Origin of the sequence: Pseudomonas sp. P20 (assembly GCF_016463925.1) — a bacterium.
Taxonomy (GTDB): Bacteria; Pseudomonadota; Gammaproteobacteria; order Pseudomonadales; family Pseudomonadaceae; genus Pseudomonas; species Pseudomonas aeruginosa.
The window spans coordinates 220949-236296 of record NZ_JAEMVM010000008.1 but is presented as its reverse complement, the minus strand read 5'-3'; the positions used below and the strand labels follow the sequence as shown (position 1 = coordinate 236296).

Here is a 15348-nt window from a genome sequence, read left to right as displayed (position 1 = left end):
TTCGCCCCAGTCTGGTGCATCCTGCCCACAAGGAGAGGAAGGGCGCCCCGTTCGACGGCATGCGCGCCCCGCGGCCACGGACCGGCATCGACCTGCCGATCGCGAAGCGACCTGTGGGACCGATAAGTCTAGAACAGACCCGGAAGGGAGACGGCTTCTCCCCTCCCGTCCATGCAGACAGCCGCCTCGCTCGAACGAGCGATAAAGCGGACCGGCGGTAGTGCCAGGGGGGCGCCCGCGGCCGGGAAGGTCAATCGATCAGCGACAGCCAATGACGGTAGAAACCCTCGGCCACCCGATTCAGCCCGGCAATCCTGGCAGGCAACCCGGCCAGCATGTCCTCGGCGGATTGCTGGCTGGGCTGGGAGGGATCGAGCAGGTGCGGCCAGCCGGCGATCCAGCGCCGCACCAGTTCCTCGGTCATTTCCGGATGGCCTTGCAGGCCGAGTACGTGACCACCCCAGGAAAACCCCTGGTTCTCGCACCAGGGGCTGGACAGCAGGCGCTCGGCGCCCTGCGGCAGGTCGAAGGCATCGCCGTGCCACTGGAAGATCGAGAAGCGCTCCGGCAGCCCGGCCAGCCATGGACTGTCGCGGCTTTCCCGCTGCATGGGCTGCCAGCCCATTTCGGTGTAGGGCTGTTGCCGCACCGTCGCGCCCAGGGCGCGGGCCAGCAACTGGCCGCCGAGGCAATGGCCGATCAGCGGGATGCGCCGCTCGATGAAGCGACGCAGCAGCGCCAGTTCGTCGCGCAACCAGGGCAGGTCGTCGTTGACGCTCATCGGCCCACCCATGATCGCCACCGCTCGCGGGCGTTCGGCGTCGAGACCGGCGAGTTCGCCGAGATCGGCGCGGATCACGCGGAAGTCCAGGCCGCGCTCCGCCAGCACGGCACCCAGATGGCCTGGCGGACAGAACTCGGCATGGGTCAGGATCAGAATATCGCTCATGGCTTACCTCCTTCCCCAGTCTGAAGGAAAGCCTTCGAGGAAGGAAAGCCCGACGCAGGAGCCCCGGCCCGGGATCGCGGCCGGGGTCCCGCCGCCGTCACGGACGCAGCGAAGTGACCTCCTGGGTCACGCCCCACCCGTCCAGCACGCCACCCAGCGGCACCACGACTTCCTCCAGGTCGTGTTCGAAGGCACCGATGGCGGCATGGGTGGCATACATCACCTTGCTGACCTGCAGGTTCCAGGAGCCATCGTCGCGAGCGACGACCTGGGCCCTGAGGGATTCGCCGCGAAACTGGCCCGCTGCCTGGCGAGCCTCCCGCTCACTGGGAAAGATGGCGAAGAAGTCGATGGGATGGATGCGCGCGAAGTCGAAGCCGCCTTCTTTCATGCGACGCAGGACATTCACGCTGACATCATCCGAGAAGGGCTTTTCCATGAGACGCACCTCCTGTCGAGACATTCAGAAAGTTCACCGATTCCCCATTCAGCTGAAGCCATCGTCGGCGATCATGAGAGTTTTTTGATCAAGCCAGAGGAAGATCGGACGACCATGGCTTCTTTCAGGGTAGCGTCAACCTGCCAGCGCTGCCGAGCTTTCCGCCGCCTGCCCCGGCGGGCGGCGACCGGCGGCAGACAAAGCGCTGTACAAAAGGCCCGGCCGTTGAGCAAGATTCCGCCTGCGCCGGCGACCGTTGGTCCTGCCCGATGGCATTGGCGAAAGCGACTCGTGCAATAATATCAGGTTGATATCAACCACTTCTCTCCCGCTATCCCGTTCGGACGCTTTCATGCTTATCAGCAGCTACAACCAGGTTCTTGTCGCCTTTTCCCTGATTGTGGCCATCCTGGCGTCCTACACCGCTCTCGACATGGCCGGCCGGGTGACCCTGGCGAAAGGCCGCGAGGCGCTCTCCTGGCTGATCGGCGGCGCTTTCGCCATGGGCTTCGGCATCTGGTCGATGCATTTCGTCGGCATGCTCGCCTTCAGCCTGCCGATCCCGCTCGGCTACGACCTGGGCCTGACCCTGCTGTCGCTGCTGCTGGCCGTCGGCAGTTCGGCCTTCGCCCTCTGGCTGGTGTGCCAGGCGGAACTCCCCTGGCAACGCCTGGCGCTGGGCGCCCTGCTGATGGGCAGCGGCATCGCCGCCATGCACTACACCGGGATGGCCGCCCTGCTGATGATGCCGGGGATCGTCTACGACCCGCTGTGGCTCGGCCTCTCCATCCTGATCGCGGTGATCGCCTCCGGCGCCGCGCTGTGGATCGCCTTCCGCCTGCGCCATGGCAGCCGGCGCATCGTCCTGGTCCGCGCCGGCGCCGCCCTGGTGATGGGCTGCGCCATCGTCGGCATGCACTACACCGGGATGGCCGCCGCGCAGTTCCCCCTGGGCAGCTTCTGCGGCGCCGCCGGCCGAGGCATCGACAACGGCTGGCTGGCGGTGCTGGTCATCGTGATCACCCTGGCGGTGATCGCCATCGCCCTGATCGTCTCGGTGCTGGACTCGCGCCTCGAGGCACGTACCTCGGTGCTCGCCACCTCCCTCGCACGAGCCAACCGCGAGCTGATCCAGTTGGCCCTGCACGACAACCTGACCAAGCTGCCCAACCGCATGCTCCTCGACGACCGCCTGGAGCAGGCGATCCAGCAGGCGATCCGCGACGATCGCCGGTTCGCCGTGCTGTTCATGGACCTGGACGGCTTCAAGGCGGTCAACGATGCCTACGGCCATCACCTCGGCGACCTGTTGCTGATCGAAGTCGCCGAGCGTATCCGCGCCAACGTCCGCGCCCAGGACACCATCGCCCGCCTCGGCGGCGACGAGTTCGTCCTGCTGATCGAGGCCCGAGAGCCCGCCGACGCCGCGACCCTGGCCGAGAAGCTGGTGAAGCGGATCAGCCAGCCGTACCAGATATCCCGCCATGAGGTGCGGATCTCGGCGAGCATCGGCATCGCGCTCTACCCCGGCGACGGGCAGACCCGCCACGAGCTGATGATCAATGCCGACGCGGCGATGTATCACGCCAAGGACCAGGGACGGAACGGCTATTGCTTCTTCGAGAGTTCGATGAACGCCAACGCCCAGGAACAGTTGCAACTACTGCATGACCTGCGCCAGGCCCTGGAGCGCCGGCAACTGGTCTTGCACTACCAGCCCAAGGTACTGGCGCCGAACGGACCGATGATCGGCGTGGAAGCGCTGCTGCGCTGGGAGCATCCGCAACACGGGCTGATCACCCCCGGCCAGTTCCTGCCGCTGGCGGAAAAGACCGGCCTGATCGTGCAGATCGGCGAGTGGGTGCTCGACGAAGCCTGTCGGCAGATGCGCCTCTGGCTGGACGGCGGACATGCGGACTGGAACATCGCGGTGAACCTTTCGGCCCTGCAGTTCGCCCATGCCGGCCTGGTCGACTCGGTGCGCAACGCACTCCTGCGCCACAGCCTGGAGCCCAGCCACCTGATCCTCGAGGTGACCGAATCGACCGCCATGCGCGATGCCGATGCCAGCCTGGTGATCCTCGAGCAGTTGTCGGCGATGGGCGTCGGCATCTCCATCGACGACTTCGGCACCGGCTACTCCAGCCTGCTCTATCTCAAGCGCCTGCCGGCGAGCGAACTGAAGATCGACCGTGGCTTCATCAACGAGCTGGCCCACGACAGCGACGACGCCGCGATCGTCTCGGCGATCGTCGCCCTCGGCCGCACGCTGAACCTGAAGATCGTCGCCGAGGGCGTGGAAACCGAGGCCCAGCAGGAGTTCCTGACCCGCCTCGGCTGCAATTCGCTGCAAGGCTTCCTGCTCGGCAGGCCGATGCCGGCCGAGCAGTTGCTCGCCAGCGTCGCCTGAGCGCCGCCAGCGGCGCGCCACGGGACCTGTCAGAACCGGCAGATTCGCCCATCGCCGTCTCGTTGACTTCCGCCCGCGCTGCGAACACCTTATGTCGCGCCCGCCGGGCGGCATGCCGCGACATGTCACGCCGCCACGACGAGCGTCTATCCAATAACGAGAAAACATGCATGAACAGGCTGTGTGTACTGGGGCTTCTCATCGGGCTGAGCGGGAGCCCGGCACTGGCGGCTGGCCAGGGCGAATCCGGCAATCCACCGGCTACCGACAAGGAGCGTTTCATCGCCAGCCTGATGGCTCGCATGAGCAACGCGGAAAAGATCGGCCAGCTACGCCTGGTCAGCGTCGGCGCCGACCATCCCAAGGAAGCGCTGATGGCGGACATCCGCGCCGGCAAGGTCGGCGCCATCTTCAATACCGTGACCCGCCCGGACATTCGCGCCATGCAGGATCAGGTCCGCCATAGCCGCCTGAAGATCCCGCTGTTCCATGCCTACGATGTGGCCCACGGCCACCGCACCATCTTCCCCATCAGCCTCGGCCTCGCCGCCAGCTGGGACCCCGAGGTGGTCGCCCGCAGCGCGCGGATCTCCGCCCTCGAAGCCAGCGCCGACGGGCTCGACATGAGCTTCTCGCCGATGGTCGACATCACCCGCGACGCGCGCTGGGGGCGGGTCTCGGAAGGCTTCGGCGAAGATACCTACCTGACCTCGCTGCTGTCCGGCGTGATGGTCCGTGCCTACCAGGGCTCCAACCTGGCCGCCCCGGACAGCATCATGGCGGCGGTCAAGCACTTCGCCCTGTACGGCGCGGCCGAAGGCGGCCGCGACTACAACACCGTGGACATGAGCCTGCCGCGCATGTTCCAGGACTACCTGCCGCCCTACAAGGCCGCGGTGGACGCCGGCGCCGGCGCGGTGATGGTCTCGCTGAACACCATCAACGGCGTGCCCGCCACCGCCAACCGCTGGCTGCTGACCGACCTGTTGCGCCAGCAGTGGGGCTTCAAGGGGCTGACCATCAGCGACCATGGCGCGGTGAAGGAACTGATCAAGCACGGCCTCGCCGGCAACGAGCGGGACGCCACGCGCCTGGCGATCCAGGCCGGTGTCGACATGAACATGAACGACGATCTCTACTCGACCTGGCTGCCGAAGCTACTGGCGGACGGCGAGATCGACCAGGCCGACATCGATCGCGCCTGCCGCGACGTGCTGGCGGCGAAGTACGACCTCGGCCTGTTCGCCGATCCCTACCGGCGCCTGGGCAAGCCGGACGACCCGCCGTTCGACACCAACGCCGAGAGCCGCCTGCACCGCCAGGCCGCCCGCGAGGTGGCTCGCGAAGGACTGGTCCTGCTGAAGAACCGCGACGGCCTGCTGCCGCTGAAGAAGCAGGGGCGGATCGCGGTGATCGGCCCGCTGGCCAAGAGCCAGCGCGACGTCATCGGCAGTTGGTCGGCAGCCGGCGTGCCACGCCAGGCGGTAACCGTCTACCAGGGCCTGGCCAATGCCGTCGGCGAGCGTGCCACCCTGCTCTACGCCAAGGGTGCCAACGTCAGTGGCGACCAGGCGATCCTCGACTACCTGAACAGCTACAACCCGGAAGTCGAGGTCGATCCGCGCTCCGCCGAGGCGATGCTCGAGGAGGCCTTGCGCACCGCGCGCGACGCCGACCTGGTGGTCGCCGTGGTCGGCGAATCGCAGGGCATGGCCCACGAGGCCTCCAGTCGCACCGACCTGCGCATCCCGGCCAGCCAGCGGCGGCTGCTGAAGGCACTGAAGGCCACCGGCAAGCCGCTGGTGCTGGTGCTGATGAACGGCCGACCGCTGTCGCTGGGCTGGGAGCAGGAAAACGCCGACGCGATCCTGGAAACCTGGTTCAGTGGCACCGAAGGCGGCAATGCCATCGCCGACGTGCTGTTCGGCGAGCACAACCCCAGTGGCAAGCTGACCATGTCCTTCCCGCGCTCGGTGGGCCAGGTACCGGTCTACTACAACCACCTGAACACCGGCCGGCCGATGGACCACGACAACCCCGGCAAATACACCTCGCGCTATTTCGACGAAGCCAACGGCCCGCTCTACCCGTTCGGCTACGGCCTCAGCTACACCGAGTTCAGTCTCTCGCCCCTGCGCCTGTCCAGCGAACGGCTGGCCCGTGGCGACACCCTGGAAGCGCGGGTCACGCTCAGCAACAGCGGCAAGCGCGCCGGCGCCACGGTGGTCCAGCTTTATCTGCAGGACCCGGTCGCCAGCCTCAGCCGTCCGGTGAAGGAACTGCGCGGGTTCCGCAAGGTGATGCTGGAGCCCGGCGAATCGCGGGAGATCGTCTTCCGCCTCGGCGAGGCAGACCTGAAGTTCTACGACAGCCAGCTCAGGCACACGGCCGAGCCGGGCGAGTTCAAGGTCTTCGTCGGCCTGGATTCGGCGCAAACCGAAAGCCGCAGCTTCACCCTGCTCTGAAGGCGCCGACCGCACCGCCAGCGTCGCCGCCGCGGGCGAACGGCAGCGCCTCAGCCCTCGGCCCGGAGCCAACGCCCGGGCCGGGGGCGGCGCCTGGTTCCCTCAACCGGCGTCCCCTTCCTCCTCGCCGCTCCGCGCCACGCCCTCCGTCAATGCGGCCTGCAACGCCGCCAACTGGCTGTCGAGCGAAGCGTCGATGATCCCGATCTCGGTTTCCAGGATGCAACCGCCCTGGTCCAACCGGGCATCGCCGACCACTTCCAGGTAGCCCACCTCGGGGAAATCCTTGAGCACCCGGGCGACCTGCTCGCGCACCGCGGCCAGTTGTTCCGGCTGGACGTGCAGGATCACCTGCTTCTGGTTGCTCACCAATGCCAGTGCCTCGCGCGTGGCCGCCAGGGTCAGCTCGACAGCGTCGTAGTGGCGCAACACCTTGCGCACCGCCTGCAGCACCACCTCGCCAAGCTGGCGATCGACCTGCCGGTAGTAGCGATTGCAGCGCAGTAGCGTTTCCTGGATCAGCCCGGCCTGGCGCAGACGCGCCTCCTCCAGTCCGGCCTCCCAGCCCAGGCGCTTCTGCTCCTGGTAAACCTCGTGGGCCTCGCGCTCGATTTCGGCGGCACGCTCGCGTGCCGCTTCCACCAGGCGGTTGGCGCTGAGGTAGTCCTGGTAGTCGCGGGCGCGCAACAGGGCCTGCCCGGGGGCCAGCCGTACGCGACTGGCGTCTAGTTCAACAAATGGAAGCATTCATCGCTCGCTTGTCGGGCGACCTTCAGGCACAGGGTCCGCGCCAGGGATCGCCGTTGTTCGTCGAAGGTCCAGTCCGCCGGGGCCGGCATGGCCTCCAGGCGCAGGCGCAGGCGCCGCGAGAAACCGCAGTCGGCATCGCTACAGGCGGCCAGCCAGAAAGCCAGGCCGCAGCGCCGGAAATAGCCTTCTTCCGGGTTTTCCGGCAAGGCCCGCTGCCAGCCGGGCGGCCAGCGACCGATGAGCAGGTCGAGCTGTTCCAGGCAGAAACGCTGGCCCTGTTCGCCGATCTGCGCGCGGATGCGCCGAACCCGCGCACCGTCCAGCACCTGCCGCAAGGCCTGGCCGTGCAGCAGCGCGCCGAGCCAGCCCAGGGTCCGTTCCAGCGCCGCCTGCGGGTAAAGGGCCAGCCCGCCCAGTTGCGCGGGCATGCGGAACGCGCAGTCCAATTCCAGTTGCTCCAGCAGCCAGGCGTTGAGAACGCTCTGTCGCCTCCAGTCCGGCAGCGCCGGCAGCAACCGCAGCAATACCGCGGGCAGGTGCGACTCGTGAATGTAGCGGGCCGGGCAGAAGCGCAACTGGTAGGCCGTCAATGGCATCGCGCCGCTCAGCCCCGTTGCCGGTGCCAGAAGAACTGCGCCAGGTTGCTCGCCAGCAGCAACGCCAGCAGCAGGCCGAACAGACCGAGCAGGCGTCCGCGCGAGTGCTCCGCCACCTGGATCGAGAAGACACTCTCGAAGCGTGGCGCCAGCGGGACCTGGCGGACCCCGGCCGACGGCACCAGCACCACGCTGATGCGGTCGTAGCTGAGTCCTTCGATGCCGTTGTTCACCAGTTGCTTGATCTGCGGCACGTAGGCATCCAGTTGCACGTCGGCGGCGTGCTTGATGAACACCGAGGCCGATGCCGGCGAGGACTTCCTGCCCAGTCCGTCGCGCTCCTCTGGCAGCACCACATGGACCCGAGCCACCAGCACGCCATCGATCTCGGAAAGGGTATGGGAAATCTCCTGGGCCTTGGCGTAGTTGAGCCGCGCGCGCTCTTCGATGGGCGAGGAAATCAGCCCGTCCTTGGGAAACACATCCTTCAGCGTGGAGAAGTTCTCCCGCGGATAGCCCTTGCGCTTGAGCACCTCCACCGCCTCGGCGATATCCGATTCCTCCACCAGCAGGCGCACGGTGCCATCCTTGTCCGCCTGCTTGTCCGCGGAAACGCCCTCCGAACGCAACAGCGCCAGCATCTCGTTACCTTCCTTCTGGCTGATCCCGGTATAGAGTTCGACCTTGCACCCGCCCAACGCCAGGACCAGCGCCAGGAGCGCCATGCGCGACAGATCTTTCACCGTTCGCCTCATTGGGTCTTCATCAGGGTTTCGACGTTCTGGCTCATGCGCCCGACGGTCTTGGCGATCAGCTCTTCCTGCATGGTGATGCGCATCAGCGACCACTGCATCTGCATCAGGCTGTTGGGATCGTCGCCGGGCGTCGACAGCTCCACCTGCAACTCCTGCTTGGCCTGGCTGAAACGCTCCCTGATCTGCCCCAGTTCGCTGAGCAGGTCGCCGCCCAGGCTGCCGGCACCGCCCATCGCCCGTTCGAACTCGGCGACGTGGGCCGCGCCGGCCGGGCCGCCGGAGAGTTCTTCGAGACTGGTGATCTGCGCCTGGGCGCCCATCCGAGAGATATCCATCATGACTCCAGGTCGAGTTTGTGGCTGTTGCGCACGAGGTTGTCGAGCATGCCGTTGAGCGGGATCAGCACCTGCAATTCGCGACGCGCCAGTTGCGCCAGGTATTCGCCGCCCGGCGCATGCTCGACTGCACCGAGCAACTGGAGGAGAAAGGTTTGCTGCTGGCGCCCCAGCGGCAGTTCCGCACGGAGCATCGCCTTCAGCTCCAGGCGGTCCGCCTCCAACCCTTGCAGCGGCTGGGCAAAGCGCTGCAGCAGGCGCTCGCTGAGAGCGCCGTTCTCCAACCCGGCCAGGCGGCGTCCGGCCGCCGGCGGCTCGCCGCCGAGGGCCTGCTCGAAAGCCAGCACCTGATCGACAGCCGGGAGGTTCGCCGCCTTTGGACTGGCCGACGGATAGACGGCGAATCCCGGCGGCGTGTCGATGCGGCTCATGTCCGCACCTGGGCGCGCATGCCGGCGGCGAAGTCGGCCAGGGCAGGATCGCTGCTGCCGCCCAGCCCGGCCAGCCTGCGGTCCAGCGCGGCGCCCAGCCCCAGGTGCCACTCGCACAAGGCGAACCAGGGCTCCAGCGCCGGCCAGGGATTGCCATGGGCGAAGGCCAGGGCTTCCTGATAGCGCCCCTGGTTGGCCAGGCTGGAAATCCGGATCAGCCGCGCCGCTTCGTCCTGTCCGAGGCGCTCCAGCCACTCGGCGATGCACAGCGCCTCTTCGTGGCAGTGCTGCCCGCTGCCGGCCAGCGCCAGTTCCGCCAATTCGCGTATCAGTGAAGTGTCCATGTTCAGATCTTCTGCAGGATGCCTTGCATCAGGTCGCGCAGCGCACGGGTCACCGTCGAGTTGATGTTGTAGATGACCGACCACTTGTTGATCTTGTGTTGCAGCTCGGCCAGCAGCGCCGGGTTGTCGGCATTGTCGGTCCCCTGCAAGGCCTTGATCGCGTCGTTGACGTCCTTGTTCGCTGCGTTGGCCTGCTCCTTCAGGGCATTGGCCACGGTATCGAGGGTATTCCCCGGGTTGGGGTTGAATATCTGCGCCATGCTTAGTCCTCTGTGAGCTGCGAAAGAATGCCGAGACCGCCTTCGAGGGCCCGGGCCTGCTGTTGCAGGAACTGGAAACGCTCCGGGCCGGCGCCTCTGGCCAGTTCCCGGCGACACTCCGCCAGCGCCGCCTGCAGACGCTGCCGGAGCGCTGCGGCATGCGTGCCGTCAGCGACCGACAGTCGCGTTTCCAAGGCTGTCATCATGGAGCACCTCCCCTTTGAGATTGATGATGAAACGCTGCTTGCCGCGGGCCACCAGGATCGACTCCGGCTCGATGGCGAGGATTCGCACACCGCGGGATGTCGAGGCGCCCACCGGGTATTTCTGGCCGTCGCCGAGCACTACATAGGGCACCCGCCCCAGCGACACCGAGCGAATCGTGAACTCCAGTTCGTCGCCGCTGGCGCGCTTGCCGCGACTGAGCAGCTCCAGGCTCGGGCGGTTGCCGAATTCCTGCTGGAACTCGCGCTGCAGGCGGTAGAAGGCGCTGAGCTGGACCTCGTCGAGCGTGCCGCTCAACTCGATGCGTTCGCCGCGCTCGCGGAAACTCAGTTGCCGGTCGAGGCCGGCGTCCGCCAGCAGGCGCTCGAGGCGGCGCAGGTGCGAGCCGGCCACCCGGACCTGGTTTTCCACCCCGAGCAGGCCCGGCACCTCGGACTCCAGCAATGCGTCGATCCGCGCCCAGCGTTCGTCCTGTTCCGCCAGTTCGCCGTTGAGCCGGACCCAGCCAGGCTTGTCCGCGTTGCTGCTGAGGATCTGCCGATAGCCGAATTTCTGCAGGATGAAATCCACGCCCTGGCGAATGTCTTCCATGCTCCGTGCTTCCAGTCGGTAGTCCACGCCGCTGCCATCGAGGTAGCGCTGTAGCGCCAGGCGCCGGGCGTTGTCCTCCAGGTAGCCGCCGAGCAGGAGACTGTCGCCCTGGCGCTGCACATCCACCTCGCTCATGCCCTGCTCGCGCAGGTAGGCGCGCACCTTCGCCAGGGGCTCCTCGCCGGCCATGCCGTGCTGGCGGGCCGACCAGGGTTCGACGAGCATGCCCAGCAGACACACCGCCAGCGCCAGGCTGACGCCGAGCAGCCAGGCCCCGCCGGCACGGGCGGACGACTTGCGGCGCACTGGCGCGGTCTGCACCTCGGCTTCGGGGAAACGCTCGGGAAAACTCCGCTGCGGGTCGCAGAATGCCCAGCGCAGCGGGCCGCAGGTCTGCCCGGCAAGCGCCTGCAGGATCGCTCCGGCGACTTGCGCCTGGCCGTCCTGGCGAGGCTCGCAGCCCTCCGCCCATTCCAGCAGGCGCACGCCCTGGGCATCGACCTCGAGCACCAGGTGGACTGCCGCGATGCCCTCGTCGAGCAACACCAGGTCGGCCTGCAACGGATCGCTGCCAAGCGCCACCCGGCCCTCTCCGAGCGAGACTTCGGCGCCCTGGTTCAGCCCGCTGTAGAAGCGGATCTTCCAGGCCATGCTAATTCCCGCGCTCCGCGCCGACGCACCAGGCGCCGTCCTTGGGACAGGCGCCGTCGGTCACCCGCCAGCCCTCCTGCGCACCCATCCGGCAGGGCGTGAGGAACGAACCCTGGCCGGCCTGGCGCAAGCGCTCCTGTTCGCCCCTGGCCGGCGCCAGCGCCTGGCAGCGGGCGCTACCGAGCAGCTTGCGCAACGACAGGCTCTGGTTCGACAACTCGTCGATTTCAAGCAGGCCGCCGCGCAGGTCGCGACGGTTGTTCAGCGCCAGGTAATGGCCGACGCCATCGTCGATCAGCCGAGGCTCGATGAGGAACAGCCGCACCGAGCGGCGCACGGTGTCCGCGGTAGTGCGGAACAGCGCGCCGAGATAGGGAATGTCGCCGAGCCAGGGTACCTTGCGCTGGCTCTGGCTCAGTTCGTCGCGGTAGATGCCGCCGATCAGCAGGCTCTGGCCATGGCCCACGCGGGCGATGGTATCGATCACCGTGCGGTTGATCGTGGGGATCTTGTCCAGGCCGGCGCTGTTGGGTTTCTGGCTGCCGTCCTCGATGTGCAGGCTGAGGCTGATCTCCGGCGTATCGCCGAGAGTTACCACTCGCGGCGTCATTTTCAGCATGGTGCCGTAGGTGATCGCCTTCAGCTCGGCCACCCGCTCGCCCGTGACCCGCACATAGTAGGTTTCGCTCTGGTCGAGCACCGCCTGGGTATTCTCCTGGGTCAGCAGGGTCGGCCGGGATCCGATCTGCGCCTGCCCCTGGCTCTGCAACAGGGTGACCTTGGCCAGCAGGAAATCCAGCCCGCGACTGTCCACCAGGCTGCCGACCGCCCCGTTACCGGCGCCGCCGCCCTCCTCGCTATCCTGGCCGGTGGTGCGGATCTGGATCGACTTGTTGTTGCCCAGGCGAATCCCGGCGCTCCAGTCGACGCCCAGCTGGGCGAGGTTCTCGGCATTGATGTCGATGATCGACAAGCCGACCTCGATCCGCGCCGAGGGCCGGTCGAGGGCTTCGATCAGGCGGCGATACATGGGCAACCGGTCCTTGTGGTCGCGCACCACCACCGCGTTCAGCGACGGTTCCGCCTGGACCACCGCATGGCTCGATTGCGGTCCCGGGCGCAGCTTGCCCGGCTCGTCGCCCACCGCAACCACGTTGGCATCGCTGAGCACCCGCGAGAGGATGCTGGCGATGCCCGGCGCCTCGATCTCGTCGTCGCGGTACTCGATCTTGCGGTCCTCGGCGACCGCATAGCGCAGCGGGAAGATCTCCACGCTGAGGTCGCCGGTCTTTTCGCTGCGCAGGGTGTATTGCTGCTCCAGCACCTGGGCGGTCTGCTCGACCAGTTCGAGATAGCGCCCCGGACCGGACACGTGCACCAGCCGCCCGGAAGGGTCGGCACGCCAGCCGAAGCGCGGCTCCCAGATGCCGGCGGCGGTCAGCGCGCGCTTCAGCTCGGCCTCGCCGACCTGCTCCAGCCTCACCAGCCGCGATTGCATCTCGGTGGTCTTGAATACGTACAGCACGGTGCCGTCGTAGTACCAGCCGAGGTTGTAGAGGGAGGCCATCAACTGCAGGAAGGCCTGCGGGCTTTCCAGGTCGAAGCGACCGCTGACCTGGTCGTTGACCTTGTCGCTGACGATCACCGAGGCATCGTAGTTGGCGCCGAAGTTGGCCAGCACGTCGCGCAGGCTTTCGCCCTGCGCCACATAGTCGTAAGGCAGGCTGGGCCAGTCCAGCGGCTGCGCGCGCAAGACCGCGCCAGGCAGCAGCGCCAGCAGTCCGCCGATCAGCAGGCGGCGCATCAGGGACGCCACACCGGAGCCTGCGGCGGCAACCCGCGGGGCAGCGGCTCCAGCTCCGGCGCCAGCGCCTCGAGCAGCCCCACCTGGGCGGCCAGGGCCCGTTCGAGTCGCTCGGGATCGAGGCCGTCGAGGCCCAGCCGCGCCTGCAACAGCAGGCGCCCGTCCGCGTCCAGGACGATGGCCTGGGGATAGCGCCGGCTCCAACTGGCGACCCGCGACAACAGCGCCCGCAGCAACCCCAGCTGGTCGCGCTGCGGGTCCAGGGGGGCGTGCTCCAGCGGGCTTTCCAGCAGCAGGTCGTCGCCCTGGCGCAGCAACAGGACGCTCTGTCCGTCGATGCGCAGGTGGTACGAACCCGTCCGATCGGCAACAAAGGGCCCTTGGCCCAGGCGAGTGGCCAATCCGCTCAACAGATGATCCATGATTCCTCGGTAGGGCCGGCTTTCGCCGGCCGCTCAGCTCTGCCAGTAGAAGTGATCCTGTGCCTGGCACAGGTTGCGTTCGTGCAGCCAGGCCTGGACGGCGTCCGCCGCGCCGACGTCGTCGTCCAGCCGGCAGAGAGGTTGCCAGAGGCATTCGAGGACCTCGGGGATCGGCTCGAAGCCGGCCAGCCCGCCGCTGGCGAGCAGCGTCGCCATGCCCCGCTGCCAGTTCGGCCAGGCGCTCTTCGCCAGTGCCGAAGCCGTCTCCAGCTTGCCGGCCAGTTCGGCCACCTGTTCCTGGGTGCGCGCCTGGCACTTGGCGACCCTGGCCAGTTCCTCGCGGGCCTGCTCCGGCTCCAGCTCGGCCACGCGGGACCAGAATTCGGACTTGACTCGCAGTTGCCGGGACTGGGTCTCCAGCTCCACCAGCGACAGGCGCCAGCCGGGGATCGCCTGGTCGAGCAGGCTTTCCCACCAGCCATAGACCGGCAGCAGGACCCAGTCGATCATCGACTGCGGCACGGCGAGGTTGACCCGGTCGCCCAGTTCGGAGCACCAGCCGTCGTCGTCCTGCGCCGCGCAGAGGAGAATCTGCCGCACCTCTTCGCGCCCCAGCGCCAGGCCGCGCGCCAGGCGCTGCTGCAACCACTCGCAGCGGAACAGTTGCTCCAGCCGCAGGCGCGGCAGCATCCGCTGCAGCAACGCCAGTTGCCGCGCACTGATGATTCCGGACTCACGATACAAACTGCTCGATGCGTAACCCGGCACCCGACCCCGCGAGCGGGCGTCCGAGCCCACCACGGATACCCGCCTGCCAGCGAACACCGCTTCTCGGGAGTACTGCTTATCGTCTTCCTGCTCCATTCTCTGCCTTGGCTTCCTCACTACATTGCGCGCTCGTCAGAGCCTGCAATTTGGGCCGATTCTACTCATGCAGCCGCTACCGGGCTTTCAAAAAACGTCAGTTATTTTTAGCCCGGCATTCGTCCTTCCCCTGCCGCGAGCGGCTCGGTGTGCAGCCGAAACGGCGGCGATAGCTCTGGGTGAAATAGGACTGACTGGAAAAGCCCGCCTCCATGGCGATGTCGACGATGCTCATGTCGCTGTTGAGCAGCAACTGATGGGCATAGAGGATTCTCCGCTCGCTGATCCAGGCGCGCGGCGAAACCCCATAGACACTGCCGAACAGCTCCTTGAAGGTGGTCAGCCCCATGCCGAACTCGCGGGAGAAGTCGGACAGCTTCCACTCGTTGAGGTAGTGCTTCTCCATGAATAGCTGCAGACGCTCGACATGCCGGTTGCTCAGTTGCCGCAGGACCGACATCAGCAGCGGCCCCTGCGGACTGAACGCGAAGAGCATCAGCAACTCCTCGATCTTCAGGCAGGCGAGCATCGGCGGATGCTCATGCACAAGCAATTCCTTCAACCCCTTGACGCAACCGGCCAGCAGAGGCGTGGCAGCGAACGCGATGATGCCCGGCACGGGCTCGTCGCAACGCTCGACTTCACTCAACAGCGCGCCGAAGCGCTGGACGAAGCCTTGTAGAAACTGGGCAGATAATGGAATCCAGAGTATTCGGCTGTCCTTTCCCTTGGTACTTACGACATAGCTTCCGCGGCGGACGAAAAGCAACTCGCCAGGCGCCAGGCAAAAAGTGGAATCGATGTCCTGGACGGTCAGTTCGCCCTCGAGCAGAACATATACGCCCTCTTCCTTGTTTACCCTGTATTCGAAAGTTGGAATGTTCCAATGACAAGACGTTATCTGCTTTCGGCCAAGAGATTTGGCTCCTTGCATATTATAAGAACCCCAACACTTCCCGTCGTACCTTGAATGCCCCGCCGAGCGGAGAGGCATGAATACGCTCCGTTTTATTGATTTTCAAAGCCATGAGCACGGAGTCGATTTTATAATAATCAG

17 protein-coding genes are annotated in these 15348 nt (G+C 66.7%); 2 read left to right on the top strand and 15 right to left on the bottom strand.

Going from position 1 to position 15348, the window contains the following annotated elements; translation table 11 throughout:
- Nucleotides 1-250 precede the first annotated feature (250 nt).
- On the bottom strand, nucleotides 251-949 hold the full coding sequence (locus JHD77_RS11720) for a type 1 glutamine amidotransferase (protein ID WP_003100718.1): 699 nt from the start codon (nucleotides 947-949) through the stop codon (nucleotides 251-253).
- A gap of 97 nt (nucleotides 950-1046) precedes the next feature.
- Complete coding sequence (locus JHD77_RS11715) at nucleotides 1047-1388, bottom strand: ribonuclease E inhibitor RraB (protein ID WP_003087738.1); 342 nt, start codon at nucleotides 1386-1388, stop codon at nucleotides 1047-1049.
- Nucleotides 1389-1740: 352 nt separating this feature from the next.
- Here JHD77_RS11715 and JHD77_RS11710 point away from each other — a divergent pair, with 352 nt between their 5' ends.
- Both JHD77_RS11710 and bglX read left to right on the top strand, forming a co-directional pair.
- Nucleotides 1741-3798, top strand: coding sequence for a putative bifunctional diguanylate cyclase/phosphodiesterase (locus tag JHD77_RS11710; protein ID WP_003113558.1), 2058 nt, complete (start codon nucleotides 1741-1743; stop codon nucleotides 3796-3798).
- A gap of 170 nt (nucleotides 3799-3968) precedes the next feature.
- Nucleotides 3969-6263, top strand: a complete 2295-nt coding sequence (bglX, locus tag JHD77_RS11705) for a beta-glucosidase BglX (RefSeq protein WP_191519458.1) — start codon at nucleotides 3969-3971, stop codon at nucleotides 6261-6263.
- A 102-nt stretch (nucleotides 6264-6365) separates the two neighbouring features.
- Here the strand turns inward: bglX and pscL are convergent, their stop codons facing one another.
- The 13 genes from pscL to exsA all read right to left on the bottom strand — a co-directional run bounded on the left by pscL (nucleotide 6366) and on the right by exsA (nucleotide 15225).
- Nucleotides 6366-7010 (bottom strand): SctL family type III secretion system stator protein PscL, encoded by a 645-nt coding sequence (gene pscL, locus JHD77_RS11700; protein ID WP_023088392.1) that lies wholly within the window; start codon nucleotides 7008-7010, stop codon nucleotides 6366-6368.
- Entirely contained in the window at nucleotides 6989-7609 is a 621-nt protein-coding gene (gene pscK / locus JHD77_RS11695) for a SctK family type III secretion system sorting platform protein PscK (protein WP_003100720.1), read from the bottom strand. The genes pscL and pscK overlap by 22 nt, the downstream gene beginning before the upstream one ends.
- 8 nt (nucleotides 7610-7617) lie before the next feature.
- Nucleotides 7618-8364, bottom strand: coding sequence for a SctJ family type III secretion inner membrane ring lipoprotein Psc (gene pscJ / locus JHD77_RS11690; protein WP_004342903.1), 747 nt, complete (start codon nucleotides 8362-8364; stop codon nucleotides 7618-7620).
- On the bottom strand, nucleotides 8361-8699 hold the full coding sequence (pscI, locus tag JHD77_RS11685) for a SctI family type III secretion system inner rod subunit PscI (protein WP_003120330.1): 339 nt from the start codon (nucleotides 8697-8699) through the stop codon (nucleotides 8361-8363). Before pscI ends, pscJ begins: the two co-directional genes overlap by 4 nt.
- A complete protein-coding gene (gene pscH / locus JHD77_RS11680; RefSeq protein ID WP_003122856.1) occupies nucleotides 8699-9130 on the bottom strand; it encodes a YopR family T3SS polymerization control protein PscH in 432 nt (143 codons plus the stop codon). The genes pscI and pscH overlap by 1 nt, the downstream gene beginning before the upstream one ends.
- Nucleotides 9127-9474 carry a YscG family type III secretion system chaperone PscG gene (gene pscG, locus JHD77_RS11675; RefSeq protein WP_003100735.1) on the bottom strand — a complete coding sequence of 116 codons (348 nt, stop codon included), beginning with the start codon at nucleotides 9472-9474 and terminating at the stop codon, nucleotides 9127-9129. The genes pscH and pscG overlap by 4 nt, the downstream gene beginning before the upstream one ends.
- A gap of 2 nt (nucleotides 9475-9476) precedes the next feature.
- Nucleotides 9477-9734 carry a type III secretion system needle filament protein PscF gene (pscF, locus tag JHD77_RS11670; RefSeq protein WP_003087729.1) on the bottom strand — a complete coding sequence of 86 codons (258 nt, stop codon included), beginning with the start codon at nucleotides 9732-9734 and terminating at the stop codon, nucleotides 9477-9479.
- A 2-nt stretch (nucleotides 9735-9736) separates the two neighbouring features.
- Complete coding sequence (gene pscE, locus JHD77_RS11665; RefSeq protein WP_003100751.1) at nucleotides 9737-9940, bottom strand: YscE family type III secretion system co-chaperone PscE; 204 nt, start codon at nucleotides 9938-9940, stop codon at nucleotides 9737-9739.
- The gene (gene pscD, locus JHD77_RS11660; RefSeq protein WP_191519459.1) at nucleotides 9903-11201 is read right to left on the bottom strand and encodes a SctD family type III secretion system inner membrane ring subunit PscD; all 1299 of its coding nucleotides are present in this window, start codon (nucleotides 11199-11201) and stop codon (nucleotides 9903-9905) included. The genes pscE and pscD overlap by 38 nt, the downstream gene beginning before the upstream one ends.
- A 1-nt stretch (nucleotide 11202) precedes the next feature.
- Entirely contained in the window at nucleotides 11203-13005 is a 1803-nt protein-coding gene (gene pscC, locus JHD77_RS11655; RefSeq protein WP_004366298.1) for a SctC family type III secretion system outer membrane ring subunit PscC, read from the bottom strand.
- The gene (gene pscB / locus JHD77_RS11650) at nucleotides 13005-13427 is read right to left on the bottom strand and encodes a YscB family type III secretion system chaperone PscB (RefSeq protein ID WP_003100754.1); all 423 of its coding nucleotides are present in this window, start codon (nucleotides 13425-13427) and stop codon (nucleotides 13005-13007) included. The genes pscC and pscB overlap by 1 nt, the downstream gene beginning before the upstream one ends.
- A 33-nt stretch (nucleotides 13428-13460) precedes the next feature.
- Entirely contained in the window at nucleotides 13461-14291 is an 831-nt protein-coding gene (gene exsD / locus JHD77_RS11645; protein ID WP_003100755.1) for a T3SS regulon anti-activator ExsD, read from the bottom strand.
- A 97-nt stretch (nucleotides 14292-14388) separates the two neighbouring features.
- Nucleotides 14389-15225: a T3SS regulon transcriptional activator ExsA gene (gene exsA, locus JHD77_RS11640; protein ID WP_003120334.1), complete on the bottom strand. Its 837-nt coding sequence runs from the start codon at nucleotides 15223-15225 to the stop codon at nucleotides 14389-14391.
- Nucleotides 15226-15348: the final 123 nt, after the last annotated feature.